14 protein-coding genes are annotated in these 17,051 nt (G+C 62.6%); 7 read left to right on the forward strand and 7 right to left on the reverse strand.

The window, feature by feature from the left end; genetic code table 11:
- The first annotated feature begins 22 nt into the window (after nt 1–22).
- A complete protein-coding gene (locus RWT78_RS08235) occupies nt 23–586 on the forward strand; it encodes a TetR/AcrR family transcriptional regulator (RefSeq protein WP_314675215.1) in 564 nt (187 codons plus the stop codon).
- 251 nt (nt 587–837) lie between these two features.
- Nucleotides 838–1,206: a cupin domain-containing protein gene (locus RWT78_RS08240; RefSeq protein WP_314675217.1), complete on the forward strand. Its 369-nt coding sequence runs from the start codon at nt 838–840 to the stop codon at nt 1,204–1,206.
- A 26-nt stretch (nt 1,207–1,232) separates the two neighbouring features.
- Here the strand turns inward: RWT78_RS08240 and recD are convergent, their stop codons facing one another.
- The 3 genes from recD to recC are packed head-to-tail and all read right to left on the reverse strand — an operon-like array spanning nt 1,233 to nt 9,700.
- The gene (gene recD / locus RWT78_RS08245; protein WP_314675219.1) at nt 1,233–3,101 is read right to left on the reverse strand and encodes an exodeoxyribonuclease V subunit alpha; all 1,869 of its coding nucleotides are present in this window, start codon (nt 3,099–3,101) and stop codon (nt 1,233–1,235) included.
- Nucleotides 3,098–6,415, reverse strand: coding sequence for a UvrD-helicase domain-containing protein (locus tag RWT78_RS08250; RefSeq protein ID WP_314675221.1), 3,318 nt, complete (start codon nt 6,413–6,415; stop codon nt 3,098–3,100). Before RWT78_RS08250 ends, recD begins: the two co-directional genes overlap by 4 nt.
- A 3-nt stretch (nt 6,416–6,418) precedes the next feature.
- Complete coding sequence (recC, locus tag RWT78_RS08255; protein WP_314675223.1) at nt 6,419–9,700, reverse strand: exodeoxyribonuclease V subunit gamma; 3,282 nt, start codon at nt 9,698–9,700, stop codon at nt 6,419–6,421.
- A gap of 97 nt (nt 9,701–9,797) precedes the next feature.
- On the opposite strand from recC, the gene RWT78_RS08260 reads away from it, so the two are divergent.
- The 4 genes from RWT78_RS08260 to RWT78_RS08275 all read left to right on the forward strand — a co-directional run bounded on the left by RWT78_RS08260 (nt 9,798) and on the right by RWT78_RS08275 (nt 13,413).
- Complete coding sequence (locus RWT78_RS08260; RefSeq protein WP_003945415.1) at nt 9,798–10,631, forward strand: ABC transporter ATP-binding protein; 834 nt, start codon at nt 9,798–9,800, stop codon at nt 10,629–10,631.
- Nucleotides 10,628–11,458: an ABC transporter permease subunit gene (locus tag RWT78_RS08265; RefSeq protein WP_314675225.1), complete on the forward strand. Its 831-nt coding sequence runs from the start codon at nt 10,628–10,630 to the stop codon at nt 11,456–11,458. The genes RWT78_RS08260 and RWT78_RS08265 overlap by 4 nt, the downstream gene beginning before the upstream one ends.
- Nucleotides 11,455–12,252, forward strand: a complete 798-nt coding sequence (locus tag RWT78_RS08270) for an ABC transporter permease (RefSeq protein ID WP_003945590.1) — start codon at nt 11,455–11,457, stop codon at nt 12,250–12,252. The genes RWT78_RS08265 and RWT78_RS08270 overlap by 4 nt, the downstream gene beginning before the upstream one ends.
- A 78-nt stretch (nt 12,253–12,330) precedes the next feature.
- Nucleotides 12,331–13,413 carry an ABC transporter substrate-binding protein gene (locus RWT78_RS08275; protein WP_031332841.1) on the forward strand — a complete coding sequence of 361 codons (1,083 nt, stop codon included), beginning with the start codon at nt 12,331–12,333 and terminating at the stop codon, nt 13,411–13,413.
- Nucleotides 13,414–13,612: 199 nt separating this feature from the next.
- Here RWT78_RS08275 and RWT78_RS08280 read toward each other — a convergent pair whose 3' ends face one another.
- The 3 genes from RWT78_RS08280 to RWT78_RS08290 form a co-directional block, all read right to left on the reverse strand.
- Complete coding sequence (locus tag RWT78_RS08280; RefSeq protein WP_314675228.1) at nt 13,613–14,326, reverse strand: flavodoxin; 714 nt, start codon at nt 14,324–14,326, stop codon at nt 13,613–13,615.
- A 95-nt stretch (nt 14,327–14,421) separates the two neighbouring features.
- Entirely contained in the window at nt 14,422–15,234 is an 813-nt protein-coding gene (locus RWT78_RS08285; RefSeq protein WP_314675230.1) for an acyl-CoA thioesterase domain-containing protein, read from the reverse strand.
- A complete protein-coding gene (locus RWT78_RS08290; protein ID WP_314675232.1) occupies nt 15,231–15,629 on the reverse strand; it encodes a cupin domain-containing protein in 399 nt (132 codons plus the stop codon). Before RWT78_RS08290 ends, RWT78_RS08285 begins: the two co-directional genes overlap by 4 nt.
- Before the next feature lie 166 nt (nt 15,630–15,795).
- Between RWT78_RS08290 and RWT78_RS08295 the strand changes: the two genes are divergently transcribed.
- Complete coding sequence (locus tag RWT78_RS08295) at nt 15,796–16,524, forward strand: SDR family oxidoreductase (RefSeq protein WP_314675234.1); 729 nt, start codon at nt 15,796–15,798, stop codon at nt 16,522–16,524.
- A gap of 9 nt (nt 16,525–16,533) precedes the next feature.
- Here the strand turns inward: RWT78_RS08295 and RWT78_RS08300 are convergent.
- Nucleotides 16,534–17,051: iron-containing alcohol dehydrogenase (locus RWT78_RS08300; protein ID WP_314675236.1), on the reverse strand; the 518-nt coding region annotated here is incomplete at its 5' end.

A 17,051-nucleotide genomic window follows, 5' to 3' on the forward strand; every position in this document is an offset into this window, starting at 1 on the left:
TGAACCCGTCAATGGAGGTAGCGTGAGATCGCCGGTTGGGGAGGGTCGAGAGCGACTGTTGCAGGCACTGTTCGACGAGTTCGGTGAAACCGGCCCAAGCCCGAAGCTGTCGATGCGCCAAGTAGCGGAGCGACTCGGAGTGCACCACACGCTGCTGACCTATCACTTCGGATCACGACCGGGTCTCCTCAGCGCCGTACTGTCGGAAGCTCGCCGCCGTGACAACCTCGTCATCGCCGCGATGGGCAAAGATCTCGGGTTCGCAGCCCTGTGCACGGCGATCTGGACCTTCTACTCGAACGCCGAGCACGAAGATCGAAGCCGCACCTTTTTTCACCTGGCCGGACTTGCGGTGTACGAGCACAAAGCATTTCAAGATTTCGCCGCCGACCTCGACGATTTGGCACACCTCCTCGAAGCGGCGGCCCTCCGCGAAGGATTCACAATGGTGGACGCAAAGCAGCAGAGCATCATCGCAACCGCATGTCTGCGAGGACTGTTGCTACAGAGGTTGCTCACCCCCGACGCCGAGGTCGACGCGGCAGCCGAGCGCTTCATCACCTCGTTGACAGCGTCCACCACGTAAACCTCTCATACACAACCGATCACCCCCGTTCGAGATCACCGGCGCGGGGGCGTTTTCCCCTGGGCTCGGGCATGTTTCGGCGTGAGACGGTTCCCTGAGCCCCGGTTGAATGGTGGTCGATCGCCCTTTCGACATCTGTACGAGCGAAACGCCGAAAGATGCGACAAGTGAATGTATCCCGGCTCAGCAAACACACGACATCATCGACAAGTCCGATGATTCACACGAGTTTCGAAAGTCAGGATCGAATTGTGACCGTTACCTTCCGCGCCGCAGAGTTGAACAGCGCAAGTGGGATCTTCCAACAAGCACTGCTCGGCCAACCCAGTGCAGAGCCACTCGGCGGAGACATCATCACTCGTGCATACGTCGAGTTCACCAGTGACGACGGACGCATTCAATCCGGAGTCTGGGAGAGCGAACCGGGAAAGTCGCGGTGGGAGTTCCTCACCCGCGGCGAGATCATCACCATCGTCTCCGGCGCCATGACCGTCGAGGAGGACGACGGCGATCCCGTACATCTCGTTGCCGGTACGAGTGCAATCTTCCCCATCGGATGGAAGGGTACGTGGACGGTCACCGAGACCGTACGCAAGGTGTTCGTCGTATACAACGTATGACCGAGAGAAACCGCAACATCCGACTTTCACGGCCCGTCATACGGACGGATCTCACGACGCAGCCCACTTGCCCTGAGCACCTGTCGCTGCACTCCCGCCCTCACGGAATCCTCCGTGCCGATCACTCTCACATGATTTCTGGCGCGAGTGATCGCCGTGTACAACAACTCCCGAGTCAGCAGTGACGACGCCTCGGCCGGCAACATCACCGATACGGTGTCGTACTGGCTGCCCTGGCTCCGGTGAATCGTCATCGCGTAAACCGTCTGCACCGACGAGAGTTGGCTCGGGTGAATCAGAAACGCATCACTGCCCCGCTGGAATGCGGCAATAGGCACGCCATCCTCACGCTGCACAATCACCCCGGCGTCCCCGTTGTAGATCTTCGCCTCGTAGTCGTTGGCCGTCACGAGCAGCGGTTGGCCCGGATACCACCGCGTCGGGTCAAGAAACTGCCCTGATGCCGTGCCGACCCACTCCATCGCCTGTTGCGCCCACCTCCCGACACCGTACGGTCCGTCACGGTGGGCGCACAGAAGGCGGTGCGATTCCAGGCCTTTCAGTGCGCCGATCGCATCACCCACCTCGGCCGACGCAGTCACCACCTCTGAACTCGCAACGATGTCGGCGCGCAATGCGTCAACATCCTCGGGCGAATGGAAGGAGACGGCGGGATCACCGCTGCGCAGGATACGCAGAACCTCAGCGGAATCTCCCGCTCGAACTGCCCTGGCCAACGACGCGATGGTTCCGTCGAAGCGGCGCCCGCGTGAGAGTTGAATGATCCCGCCCCGCAGACGATCCTGCTCATCCGCACTCAATGCCTCTTCGGAACCGGTGGCCGTGAGATCGTCACCCACCAACTGTGTCAGCGCCGGATTTCCACTGACTTCTACCGGGCGGGCGACAAGGTCAGCAAGAACAGCGCCGGCGTCGACGGAGGTCAACTGATCAGGATCGCCGACAAGCAGCAGACGGGCATCGGGGCGAACGGCCTCGAGCAGGCGCGCCATCAAGGTGAGGGAGACCATCGACGTCTCGTCGACGACGACCACGTCGTAGGGAAGTCTGTTGGTCGCATTGTATTTGAAACGGCTCGAACTCCCCCGCTGCCAACCGAGTAGCCGGTGCAGGGTCATGGCCGCGAGTTCTTCGGGAAGGCCAAGGCTCGCGGTCTGCTCACGTACGGACTCTTGCAGACGTGCTGCGGCTTTGCCCGTCGGTGCGGCCAGCCCGATGCGAGCATTCGAACCCAGTTCCTCCGACAGGAGAGCGAGAATACGTGCGACCGTATGGGTTTTGCCGGTTCCGGGCCCACCGGCGATGACGGTGGTCCACTGTGTCGCGGCGAGAGCAGCTGCTATCCGTTGACGATCCGGCGCGATGGTCGGCCCGTTCTCGTCGACGAACAGCGAATCCAGCCGCGTTCGGACCGCTTTCAGGTCGGCGGGCGGCCACGTGGACGCCCGCTCGTCGAGCACTCGCCGAATCGTCTGCTCCTGCAGAAAATATCGATCGAGGTAGAGGAGTTCACCGTCGTCCGTGTCGACCAACCGGAGCGGTCTGAGAGGTCCGGCGTTTCCGCCGATCACCAGAGGGCTCAGCCGAAGGGCGGCAACGATCTCCGACGGTTCGGGCCACGGCAACGACGTAAGTTCCTCCTCCGTCGCATTGTCGACGCTCACATCACGCATCCGTTGCAGATCGAGGCACACCGAACCTGATCGCACGGCCCGAACTGCCAACGCCGCGGCCAGCATCACTTCTTCGGAAGTTTCACCGCCCAGGCTGCACACTCTCGTCGCGACATGAACATCGGCGGCAACCAGAACCCCGGCTTCGTTGAAAATTCGCACGATCCCTTTGGCGCGCTGCGCCAATTGCGCCTCGGTCATCGAATCTTCTCCCCTACTGTGTGGGACGCATCAAGACCGGCCAGCAGATCCGATAGTTCAACCGTCAGCTGAGCAGGCGGTTTCCATTCGAAGACACCGCATTCCGGCGGGCTGTCCGGGCCGAGCATCCCACGCACGAATTGATACTGCGCGCCCCCGAGATGACGGTGCGGATCGTAGTCGGGCAGGCGCCACCGCAGATACCGATGCAGTGCAACCGAATACAGCAGTGCCTGCAGCGGATAGTGCGAGCGCATCATCTCCGTCGCCATGAGTTCACGCGTGTAGTTGGCAGCCGTCAGATCGCCGCGACCGATCCGGTTGGTCTTGTAATCGACGATCACGAACGACGGGCCCGGGATCCGCAAGACTGCGTCGATACTGCCCGTCAGGAATCCGCGCATCGGTGACGTCTCGACACGGTCCAGATAGTCGGCGTACGACGCCAGAATGTCGTCGGAGGAAAGGTGGCGCCTCAACAGTTCCGACACTCCGCGGAGTGTGACACTCATCGACACCGGATCGTCGCCACCGGCCAGTGGGAGTTCGAAATCGAGTTCGGGAAGACGATCTTTCGGCGCGATCGTGGCCAAGGTTCCGAATCCCAAGGGAGTCTGCATCACCAGATACAGCGCATCCGCGAGTGCTTCGGAGTCGACCTCGGCCGCCCGTACCGAGACCGCCTCGGCGCAACGCATCCCGAGTTCCACTCTCAGATCTGCCACAGCCGTGTCCACCACCTCGAGCACCTCATGCACCAGCGTGCCGAATGCGGCGCCCGCGGGAAGTCCGTTCATGGGTGAAGGGAACGCCTCCAGGGGCGAGGGGGTAATGCTCCCGAGGTCTACGGAATCCTCTGGCTCGTCATCTTTTTCGGGATCCTCGACCTCGCTGCCCGTGGTCGTGACCGCGTGGTGCGCTCCGGCGGTGAGTGCCGAGTACGACGTACGACGCCACAGAGTGTCCAGGTCTCGATCGAAACGCGCCGCGGCCAGTTCGGTCACGTCCGCAGCCGCTCTGGACCAGTGGACGGGCGAGGGCGGATGGGGACCAACAGGTTCCACCGAGATCACGTCGGAAGCTGCTGCCGGCCAGGTTGCGAGCCGTGCTGCGGTTGTACCGTCGTCGAGCACCTTCACTACCCGAGCAGGTTCGGCGATGCCGGGTGTACGTCCGAGCATCAACCGGTGCAGCGGCGAGCGGGAGGTCCCGTAGCTGGGTGCCCACCAGAGCACGAGTTGGCACTGCGCCCGGGTCAGCGCCACGTACAGCAGCCGCAGTTCTTCGCCCGCTTCTTCGGCCTCCGCAACAGTCTTTCTGGCGTTGTACCCCGGGCCTTCCTGCCCGCCGACGTCGAGGATGCGGCGTCCCTCCGGGTCGTGCAACAGCTGCGTCGGCGAGTTGAAGCCGCCAACGCTCTCCCAACTGAACGGGACGTAGACGATCGGGAACTCGAGTCCTTTGGTGGCATGCACCGTAGCGATTTGCACTGCGGCAGCGTCACTGTCGAGGCGACGGCTTCTGTCGGTCGCGCTCCCGGACGTCGGATCCTTGATCCGGTCGGAAAGCCAGCGAACCAGTGCGCTCAACCCGAACGCTTCCTCGGTCGCGACGCGACCGAGGAGTTGTGCGACGTGCCGCAGATCGGTGAAATCTCGTTCGCCGGACGGGGCCGCGAGTACACGCTTCTCCAGATTTGTTTCGGCAGAGATTCTTTCGAACACAGCCGCAAACCCGACGCGTGCGAACAGCCCGGAATAGGAGCGCAGTTGACCTGCAAGTTCTGCAACGACGTTGTCGCCGTCCTCGTCCAGTTCTTCGGAGGTGCGCCCGAAAATCGGCGAGAGGGCCGTCAACCGGACACGTTCGGAGCGATGGGGCTGCTCGATCGCCTGCAACAGCCACAGCCACTGGGTCGCACTGGGTGTCGCGAAAACACTGGACCCTCCGGTCAATACGGAAGGTACACCGACGGCATCGAGAGCATCGCGGATCATCGCCACGTGCTTGTGGGTGCGCACCAACACCGCGACGTCTCCCGGTTCGACCGGGCGTGGATCACCGTCGACTGCCAAGCGGGCATCGCCGCCCAGGAGCGCGACCACGTCTGCTGCGACGTCGTCCGCGACGCGACTGCGAAGTCTGCCTACGGCCGGAAATCCCGAACGATTGAGCGGTCCGGCTCCGGTACGGGGCAGATGGCGTACACGCATCGGCACCGGGCCGAACAACCGAGACTTCTTGTGCGAAGCCTCCACCGGATGCGCGACGATGCCTTCGTTGCCGAGTGCGGCACCACCGTAGAGGTGTTCGAGTGCCGCCAACAACCCTGGGTCGCTACGCCAATTGGTGGTCAACTCCTGGTGCGCATCCGCCTGATGGACCGCATCGAGATAACTCAAGACTTCTGCCCCGCGGAACGCATAGATGGCTTGTTTGGGATCACCGACCAGGACCAGGGTGGTGTGACCGTGGAAGGCCAAACGCAGAATGTCCCACTGCAACGGATCGGTGTCCTGGAACTCGTCGATCAACACGACCTTGAACTTCTCGCGCACCCGACGACACGCGACGGGACCGTATTCCGGATCGGTCAATACGCCGTGCAACAGCGTCAGCAGATCGTTGAAGTCGCGAATTCCTTTGGTCCGCTTACGTCGTTCGACCTCGACACGAGCAGCAGCCGCGAAGAGGACGCGCTGACCGGGTGCGGTCTCCTCCTCGCCGTCGGGTTCGAGAATTGCCTGACCATCGCCGACTGCGCTTCGGGCGATGGCCAGCGCGTCCTTCGTGGAGAACGGCGGAGACGAGTCCGTCCGGCTGTAGCGGCTGAGGTACAAATCCGAGACGACTTCACTGATCAGGTCGTCGACCGACTCCACAAAAGTTGTGTCCGGCTCACGTTCCCCGGCGATGCCCAGCCCGTCGAGCATCCTCTGACAGAAACTGTGGGTGGTCGTGATGGTGCCGGCGTCGAACTCCGCGAGAGCGCGCAGGAGTCGGCGACGCCGCACGCCGATCTCCTCGTCGTCAACTGTGGCGAGGTATGCCACCAGATCATCGTCCGACCGCCTCGCCGACTCCGGGTCGACCAGAGCGGCGGACACTCCCGCGAACCTCTCCCTGGCACGCTCACGAAGTTCCTGAGTGGCGGCCCTGCTGAATGTCACCAGCAGAACTTGCGATATGTCGGCGAGACCTTCGGCTACACAACGGGTCGCCAGTCCGACGATCGCGTAGGTCTTGCCGGTTCCGGCGCTCGCTTCCAACACCGTAGTGCCGGTAGGCAGTGGCCCCAATAGATCGAAGTCCACGGGTTACTCCGCTCTTTCGTTGGTCAGCAACGGATCCCACAGTCGTCGGGCGAGAACTCCGAATCGAGTCGGTTCCTCGGCCCAGACGAACTCGTCGTCCGATGGCGGATCCGCAGCCAACTCCGCAAGTGTTCGAGCCTCTCCGAAAACATAAGCGTTGCTTGGATCGATCATCTCGCCGTACTGCCCGGTCCACTGGGTGTCCGCACCGTTTGTCGCATCGTCGACCGACTCCCCACCAAAGCGTCGGCGCGCATATTCGGCTGAAGTCGCGGCCCACATCGGCAACGGGCGCTGCAGCCCCCGCTCCCGTAGGTCCACCAATTGCTGCAGTATCTCGACCGCATTGCCCGGCGCATCGAGCACTGATCGTGCCGCTGCTGTCTTTCCCCGACCCCGTCCGATCGACACTGCATCGAGCGGACCGGGTCGTCCGTGTGCTTTCAAGGCGAGGAGGTTGATCCAGGCCGTCATCCGATGTTTAGGCGCCAGTGAGGAATACGACGCTCGCACCACTGAATTGCCGTGCACACCGGTTACCGTTCCGGTGAGACGATGCCCGTCACCGAGGTCTATGTCGACGTCGACAGCTTCGGAGTCTCCGTCGAAGTGCGGCAAGGCAAGTCCGGCAATCTGATCTACCACCCATTCGACGTTGCCCAGAACCGTAGCGCCCAGGTTGTAGGGCGGCAGAGTGCCGCGGCGCCACTCGGCTGCACGAAAATCCGCAGAGCTGCGTCCAGCCAAGCGCGAGAGAAGCATTCGGTCACCCAGAGCCCAGGTGGACAGTGGATCGAGCTCGGTTGCCAGCGAATCCGCGATGTCGTCGTCGAGTTCCGGAACCCGGACGCCGAGGCGTTGGCGCAGAAAACCACGGGCGGGGTGTACGAGGAAGTTCACCAGGTCGGCGAGGTTGACTTCCTTCGGATGCACCTCGGGTAGCTCGGCCGACAAGACTGTCGGCAATTCGATCGGTGTTCCGGCAGCAGCCCTCGCACCGGCCAGCGCTGCCGTGTCGAAGCTGAACGGCTTGTTCGGCGCGAAGTTTCGATTGTCGAACGATTGCAACGGATGCCGTGTCAGCACCCCGTTCACAGCGTCCGGACCTACCGTCGCACTGAGTACGTCGAGAAGGCCACTGAGGGGGATCGCCGGTGGTCTGACGACACCGGTGACCGGATCGGCACCGGTATACAACAGAATCAGATGCTCGCCCGCAGACATCACGGCATCGAGAAGCAGTTGCCGGTCTTCACTGCGCAGATCGCGCTCCCCCACAACGGGATCACGTGACAAGATGTCGTCGCCGTCGACTCCACCGGTTCGAGGGAACACCTCGTCGTCGAGTCCGATCAGCACGACCACGCGATGCGGTACCGAACGCATCGGAACCATCGTGCACACCGTCAGTTCGCCGGTTCGGAAGTTGGCACGCGTCGGTCTGCCCGCGAGGCTGCGCGAGAGCATCGCGCGAACATCGGCCAGACGTAACACCGTCTCTCCGCCGAATTCGACAGCAGCTACCAGTTCGCGATGGGCCCCCGCGCTCTGCCAGGAATCTGCGGGCGCTGTGTCGGTCAGCAGATCCAGGGCCCGCATCAGCACACGAAGCCATTCGGCCGGTGAATGTGGGCCGGCAAGATCGCGAAGCGAGACGGCCAGGCGATCGACGAACTCTGCGAAACGTCCAGTCAGGTCGATGTCTGTGCCGTCCACGTCATCGAGTGGTAGCGCGAGATCCAACCAGGCATTTTCCGATTCGTCCGCGCTGACCCCCAACAAGATTCGGTCCATGGCGGTGTTGAAGGTGTTCTGCGGAAATGCATCGAGGCCGAACGTGGCACGCTGCCGACTACCGATTCCCCAGCAAGCACCCGCTTCCGTCGTCCATTCCCGCAGTCTTTCCAACTCGTCGTCGCCCCACGAAAAACGTGTGCGGACAGGCTCGGTCGCGGCCAGGTCGAGAACCTCACTGGCTGTGGCCCGGCCGTCGGCCAATTCGAGGAGAGAGCCGAGAACGGCCAGGACAGGATTGGTCTGACGTAATCCGCGGTCTGCCAGCCTTACTCGAAGGAGATGCCCCGGGTGGCCATGGACGCCTTGTCCGAATGCAGCACGAACCAAGGGTGCGTACGTTTCGACGTCCGGGCACATCACGAGTACGTCGCGTGGCTGCAATGACGGGTCGTCCTCGAACAATCGGAGCAGACATTCGCGGAGCACCTCGACCTGCCGTGCCGGCCCGTGGCAAGCGTGGACCTGAACTGTCCCATCCGGTTCCGCTGCAACGCTGGGAGCACGATCTGCGATGACGTCGGCTTTGACCGTCGCGAGGAGGGATTTCGGGCCGGCCGGTTCGGGAAGATGCACCGACTCGAACTCGGCGGCACCGAGGCTGATCTGAAGTTCACGAACGTCGCGAGCAAGACTCGACAGCAACGGATTGGCGGATATCAGCGCTGACCCGTCTTCCGAACGTCGGATCGTGCTCTCGCTTCGAGGCTGCATGCGCGAGCTCATCTTGGTCCACAGCGCGGGGCTGGGATGCGGGAGCCAGATGTGCACGTCCCGATTCGCACTGAGTGCGCTCAAGATCATTCGCTGATCGACCGGCAGCCGTGTCGGCCCGAAGACCGACAAGCGTTCCGGTAGGTCAACCAAGGCCGGGTCCTCGACCAGTGCGCGGCTCACTTGCCCCAGTCGCTCTGCGGGCCCCGGAACCTCGATCTTGTCCGCGACGATGCACCACAGACGTGCCTGCCATTCGAAATCCTCCGACAGCGCCAATCCGTGTCCGTCGGTCAACCGCCCGGCGGCCCAGTCGATCAGCATCTGCGGGCGTTGCGCGGCATAACTGCGGAAGAGTTCGGTGACATGTGTGGCGGAGGCAAACCGTCGACCTTCACGATGGCCTTCGAGATGTTTCGCCAGGACTCCGCACCAGGGCTCGCCGAGGGACTCGTCGATCACGTCGAGAACCGTCCACACCAATCGCGTCGGCGACCATGGGTCGTCGTCAGCCGTGATTCCACTGACCGCGGCCACGGACTCCGCGACCAGGCGCGCGGGTGAAGGAAACGCGATGTTCGCAGAAATTCCGTCCACTGCTGACGGTCCGGACGTGCCTAGCTGGGAGGACAGCCGCTGATTGAGCCAACGCTCGACGCCCTTGGCCGGCACCGCAACAGTTTCCCGGGCGAATGGATCCGACAGCGGGGTACGGAGGAGCGTGGCCAACGCCGAGACCAAGGTGTCCGAACGCTCGGCCCGGTACAACTTCAGCAATCTTCGCTCCCCTCACTCCGTCCAGACGTCCATCTCACCACGGCGCTGTGACAGGAGACGCCGAACCAGCCTCACGCAGCGGTGACGCGCAGGCAACATGACCGCAACCGGACGTTCGTACTGTGCGGGAATGACCAGTCCCGTCACCACACCTCGCCCCGCTGGAACCGGTCTCGACATCTCCGGCCTCGGCAAGACCTTCGAGATGGGTCGTCGGTCGGTGACCGCGCTGACCGACGTGTCCCTTCAAACCAGCGAAGGCTCTTTCCTGTCTCTGCTCGGGCCGTCCGGATGCGGGAAGTCCACCGTTCTCCGTATCCTTGCGGGCCTCGATAGTCCGACGTCGGGAACGGCCCTTGTCAACGGGCAGTCGCCCGCCGAGTTACGCAAGCGCCGCGAACTCGGAATCGCCTTCCAGGATTCGGCTTTGCTGCCGTGGCGAACAGTGGCCTCCAACATCAAACTGCCCCTTCAGGTTGCCGGCATCGATCCCGACCCCGACCTGATAGCCGACCTGATCGCGCTCGTCGGCCTCGAAGGATTCGAGAAGGCCAAGCCCGCCCAATTGTCCGGCGGTATGCGTCAGCGTGTGTCGATCGCACGATCGCTCGTGGTCAAGCCGAGTGTCCTCCTACTCGACGAACCCTTCGGCGCGCTGGACGACATGACCCGTCAACGGCTCAACATCGAATTGCTCAGGATCTGGACCGAGAAACCGGCGACCACGTTGATGGTGACTCACGGAATCGCCGAAGCCGTGTTCCTCTCCGACGTCGTCGCCGTCATGACGCCGCGGCCCGGACGCGTCCTCGAAGTCGTGCCGATCGACCTGCCGCGCCCGCGTACACCCGAGATGATGCGTACACCCGAGTTCCACGAGATCCACGACTACCTCTCCGGACTGCTCTTCGGAAAAGCAGGCGTCGCATGACAATTACCGATATCGAGAACGTCGCGACCGCGGCGGCGCAGCCATCTGTGCCGCGCCGGATCCGATTGAAGCGTCCAACGTGGTTCGGCGGTGCAGTCGGCATCTGCGGACTGATCGCTCTCTGGTGGATTCTGGCGGCGGCCGGTGTTGCGGGAGGCACGATTCCGACGCCGTGGGTAGTTGTCTCGACGATGTTCGACGACGGTTGGTCGCTGTACGGACCCAATTTCACCGTCACGGCTTCCGGTGCGCTGCAGGGCTTTCTCTGGGGAAACCTGCTGGCGATCACGCTTGCCGTGCTTGTCGTTCTCATTCCGCCCATCGAGGGATTGGCCACACAACTGGCGATCCTGAGCTACTGCACACCGCTGTTGGCGCTTGGCCCAATCATCCTGGTCCTCTTCGGCGGCCGGACCCCCACAATCTTTCTCGCCGCAATGTACTGCTTCTTCACCACGATGGTCGGCACACTCGCAGGCCTGAGATCGGCAGACAAGACGAGCCTCGATCTCGTCGCCGCCTACGGCGGTGGGCGTTGGCAGAAGTTCACCAAAGTTCAACTTGTGAGCGCACTTCCGAGCACCTTTGCTGCCCTCAAGATTGCTGCACCATCGGCCGTACTGGGTGCAATTCTCGGCGAGTATCTCGGCGGGGTGGACAGCGGGATCGGCGTCGCACTAACGGCCGCTCAGACGTCGTACAACGTCCCGCGAACGTGGGGAATGGCTATCGCCGCCGCCTTGCTCGCCGGTCTGGGGTACGCCGTAGTCGCAGCGATCGCCCGGCTCGTCACGCCGTGGACCAGCGCTCCGGGAGCACAGAAATGACCGCGGTACGAGGAACATTGAGATTCCTCGCCCCGATTGCCATCGCCTCGGCGCTGTTGCTTGTCATCTGGGTGGTCTTCCTCAACGCCTTCCCCCAGGTCGGCCCGCGTGTGGGAAAGACGCCGGCCGACGTCTGGGAGTACCTGTTCTCCGGCCCAAAATCCGCCGACGCTCGTTCGGGCATCATCGACAACCTGTTCATCACTCTGCGCGACGCCGGTGTCGGCTTTGCCGTCGGAATGACTGCCGCGCTCGTGGTGGCATCGATCTTCGTCGTTTCCCGCACTGTCGAACAGACTTTCATGCCCGTTGCAATGCTTCTACGATCTGTTCCTCTCGTTGCGATGACCCCGATCATCGTCCTGATATTCGGCCGCGGAATCGTGGGTGTGACAGTCATGGTTGCGATAGTGGTGTTCTTCCCAGCCCTCGTCATGATCATGGTCGGTCTACGTGCCGCTCCGGCTCAGGCACAAGACCTCATCGCTGCCTACGGCGGGAGTCGTTGGACCGCATTGCGAATGGTGTCCGTGCCGTCCGCACTTCCGGCTGTGTTCGCCGCCGCTAGGGTGTCAGTGCCCGGCGCTTTGATCGGAGCACTGATCGGCGAATGGCTCGGTAGCGGTCAAGGCTTGGGTTCGAGCATGATCAAAGCCATTCCGCGCTACCAGTACAACGAATTGTGGGCATCTATCGTGGTGATCACCGTGGTGTCGATCGTCCTCTACGCCGTGGTCGGGATCTTCGAAAGCATCGCTCTGTCTCGTTTCGGTCCTTCGGCGGGCAAGTCGTGACATCTGTTAACACGACCTCAACAAACTCTCTCTCCCAAGCAAACTGAACGAAACCGACTGGCCCTAGTGTTCCGATTCATGACGCCATTCAAGCCCGTCCGCCAGCTGGACCGCAGGGCCTTCTTCCGCTACTCCGCGCTGACCGGCATCGCAGTCGCCGGTAGTGCGTCATTGCTCGCGTGTAGCAGTGACTCCAGCAGTTCGAGTGGCGGAACCACGGACGACGGTTCCGAATTCGGAACAGTTGCAGTGCAGTTGTCCTGGATCAAGAACATCGAGTTCGCCGGTGAGTACTTCGCTCTCGACAAGGGGTACTACAAGGATGCAGGGTTCGGGAATGTAGACCTGGTGGCAGGTGGCGCAGCCGGCACCGGCGTCGAAGCCGGCCTGGACACCGGCAAGGTGTGGATCGGAATGTCCGCACCGCAGCTCACAGCCCCCGCTGTGCTCGACGGACTGGAGGCGAAGATCGTCGGGGCCACGTTCCAGAAGAATCCGTTTGCGATTGTCAGTTCCGCTGCGGCACCGATCAACTCACCACAGGACATGATCGGCAAGAAGATCGGCGTCCAGGATTCCAATCAGCTCGTCTTCGGAGCTCTCCTGGCAGCAAACGGCCTGACCGAAAGCCAGATGACGATCGTGCCCGCGCAGTTCGATCCGAGCCCCTTGGCGAACGGCGAGGTGGACGGCTGGGTCTCCTACGTGACCAACGAGCCGATCACACTGGCCGCCAAAGGTTTCCCCAACGCCCACTTCCTCTTCGCGGACTACAACCTGCCGTTGGTCGCCGAATCGTTCACGGTTCTCCAGTCCACCATCGACAACGAGAGGGACAAACTCAAGGCATTCCTGAAGGCCGAGATCCAAGGATGGAAGGATGCGGTCGCCGATCCGGCAGAGTCGGCACGGCTTGCCGTCGAGGTCTACGGCAAGGACCAGAACCTCGAACTCGAAGAGCAGATCAAGGAAGCCACCGCACAGAACGATCTTGTGGTGTCGGCAGATACCAAAGCAAACGGGTTGTTCACGATGACACCCCAACTGATCGAACAGAACATCGCGGCACTGTCGAAAGCTGGGCTGGAGATTACAGCGGAGCAACTGTTCGACATGTCGATCCTCGAAGAGGTGTACGCCGAGAATCCAGAGTTGATCTGACACCAGTGGCCGAATGTTGATCCGAGATTTCTCGAGTTATCGAGTAGCTCCGACGCGGACGTCTAACGTCTGACATTAAGCACCAGATAATCAGTTCAGGCCTATCGGTTTTGACCTCAGGCCTCGGCGGTGCTGGTGTCGTCGACGGTTGCCCACGGAGTTCGGGGGGCACCGCGGGGCGAGACCGTTCGACCCAGCGTCAAACGAGTCCGACCTGGCGCAGCCAGTCGTCGAGTGCACCCCCTGCCTCGGCCACTTCCTCCCCCTGAGCTGTGAATCCGGCGCCAATGGTCGCGTCGGGACACAGTTCTTCGTAGACACTCGGCACTCCGGACAGCCCACTGACCGCGTGAGTGGTGATCGGATAGATGGTCGCGCCAGCCAAATCCAGGGATTCGACGAACGTGTGCATGATCATCGGTGCGCTGCTGTTCCACACCGGGCTTGCCAGTAGAACGATCGAATGTGTCCCGATGGAGGACAGCTGGTTGGCAATGATGGGCCGCACGTCGTCGCGCTGCTCGTTCCTGTTCCGCTCGACCGTTTCCTCGTAGTCGAACGGGTACGGGTCGGCCGGTTCGATCTTGTGCACCTCGCATGAGAGGCGACTACGGATCATCCCGACCAGAACCTCGGTGTTGCCAACCTCGAGTTCGGTCCGATCTCCGTAGTAATAGTTCTCTCCGGATCGTGAGAAGTAGGCTAGTAACACCGACCCGGATGCTGCGCGTCGGGTCGGGTCGGTGGACCCGCTCGGCGCAGTACTCGTTGGTACATTCACGTCGGAATCCGGGGCGCATCCGGCTGCGATTCCGGCCAACCCGGCCACACCGAGGGCGAGAGCGCCCCCGACGGCGGACCGTCGCGAAACTTGACGTGGACGATGGGATTCGCTGTGGGGTCTCTGCTGCATACGTCCAGTAAAGAGTGATTCGGCGACCGTGGGGAGTGACTGGCGTACCAGGTACTGCCAGTGCCTGCCCGGAGGTTCGATGCTGTCCGCCACGTTCAGCGCATGCGCGGGTCGACGGAAGCGCGCACGTTGGCGAGAGCGCACACTACCGCGGCACCCAGAGTCCCGCTGCGATCGAAAACGGTGACCGTGCTCGTACTTATTCCGTCTGTTTCGACGCGATCCGTTGCGGCGAGGCCGATCTCGAGTCCCTGCGGTAGTCGGGCGAGCGCGAGGGTGACGTCGGCATTGATGAACTGCATGCCTGCAGTTCCCCAGTTACCGACCACGCTCGCCACATCTGCTGCGCTGGCAGCGAATTGAAAGGCTGAGAGCGCTTCGTCCTCCACCACCCGAACTCCCAACACCCACATAATTTTTCGCATGCCGTTGTGGTCGGATGCCGGAGTAGACACCCATCCTGTGTCGTCGCTGTAGTGCAGCCGCGGCTCTTCAGTACCCGGGCTCAGATCAGTCGGTGGAGGCTGCAGCTGGCTAGTCTGTGACCACACATCTGCTGTAGTTACATCCGGGTCGGGTTTGAGGAACAGTGCCCTGGCGGTGGCGACCTTGGTATCCCCTTGCAACAGGTCTGCCTCGACAAGACTGATCCGTCTACCGGTGCGAATAATCCTGACGTCCGCGTGACATCTATCCATCGTCGCAACGCGGCAGAGTTCCAGCGTCCAACGCACCGGCCGGAATCCGGAGCCCTGCACGGCATGCTCGACGGCGCGTGCGAGCGCACCACTGACAGCCAGCCCTCGCATCCTGTTCGGGCCCCAGTTGCCCGCCGCAGTGGGCAGTGGAGTTAGAACATCGCCGTGCGGCGTCCTGTCGACCGAGAAGAACGCTGGTTCGCCTGTCATGCGCGATACTCGTCATCGGTGACGTGCTCGAACCAGGTGGTGGTGGTCGAAGGGTCTTCGGCGTTGTCGAGCATTGCAAGGTGTTCCATGAACGCGTCCGCGGAAGCTCCGTGCCAATGCTCCTCGTTCGGCGGGCAGTAGAGCGTCTGACCCTGATGTGCTTCCATTTTCGTGCCACCGCGAGTGCCGACCCAGGCCACGCCCTGGGTGATGTGCAGCGTCTGCCCCACCGCGTGCGAATGCCACGCCGTGCGCGCTCCAGGAGCGAATCGCACCTTCGCGACGGTCATGCGCTGACCGGCCTCGCGGGGAAACGCGATCGGGTCGAGCCAGACGTCCCCGGCGAATCGTGCTGCGGGATTCTTGACTGTCGGCTTCTGCGGGTCGATCTCCATCGTCTGCCTTTCGAGTCGTTGTGCGTGTGTCCCCGGATCACACCGACGGTACGACCCGTCGTGCCAACCAGGGAGGCACTGCTGTTACCTGTATCGGCAAGCCCTCCCACCCGCACGAGAGGCCAGGTTGACTGGTCTCACCGAAGACCCGAACGAAAGGAACATCGTGACCTCTTCCATTGCAGGTGTAGCCGTTATCACCGGAGCGTCGTCCGGAATCGGTGAGGCGACGGCGCGCCATCTCCACGCCGCCGGTTACAAGGTTGCACTCCTCGCACGTCGGCGCGATCGCATCGACGCGCTCGCAGCAGACCTCGGCGACGGCGCGCTTGCCATCGAGGCTGACGTCACCGACCGCGATGCCCTCGTTGCTGCGGCGGAGCAGGTCAAGAAGGAACTCGGCGGCGCCGACGTGCTCGTCAACAACGCCGGCGTCATGCTCCTCGGGCCGTTCTCGGCGGACCAGCGTGGGGACTATCGGCAGATGATCGAGGTGAACCTTCTGGGCGCCATAACCACCACCGAAGTCTTCCTCGACCAGCTCACCGCCAGCGGCCGCGCGGACATCATCAACATCTCGTCCGTGGCCGGCCGCACCGCGCGGTCCGGAAACGGCGTCTATGCGGCGACCAAGTGGGGGATAAACGGTTGGTCGGAAGCTCTTCGGCAGGAGCTGCTTCCGACTGTGCGCGTCACCTTGATCGAGCCCGGCGTCGTCGCTACCGAACTTCCGACCCATATCACCCACGAGTCGACCAACACTGCGGTGAACGAGATGTACAGCAAGGCCGAGGTGACTGCCGATGACATCGCCGAGGTCATTGCGTTCGCCATCGGTCGGCCTCGTCACCTGGCCATAAACGAAATTCTCCTGCGTCCGTCCACCCAGGTCTGATCCTGCGAGTTACCAAGCGGCCGTCAGTAATTCGATGAGTTGCTGACGGTCCACGGCGCGGGGTCCGGTCGTGATCGACCAGTCGTCCAGTGCGTGGTCCGCGACCTCGGCGATGTCGTCGTTCTCGACGCCGATATCACGCAGACGGGTGGGCACCTCGAATACCTCGAGCAGGCGCTCGATTTCAGCGATGACACCGTCGACACTTCGGTCGACGATTCCGAGGCCTGCCCCCATGCCTGCGATACGTTCGGCGGCTACGGGCACATTCCAGCGCGTGACATGTGGAAGCATCAGCGCTTCGACGACGCCGTTGGATGCCGAGGACCGCGGTCCGATCGCGTGCGAAAGCGCCTGTGCCAGTCCGCCACCGGTGAAATCACTACCTTGACCGCTCAGTAACGACGACAGCATCAGGTTCAGCCGCGGCTGCGCACCCTTGGGGTCGGACGCAAGCCGGGGCAGCCACTCGTTGACGCCACGAAGCGCTCCCATCAGCAGGGCGTCCGCGAGGGGGTCGACGGTAC

It is taken from the genome of uncultured Rhodococcus sp., assembly GCF_963525155.1.
Lineage (GTDB): Bacteria > Actinomycetota > Actinomycetes > Mycobacteriales > Mycobacteriaceae > Rhodococcus_F > Rhodococcus_F qingshengii.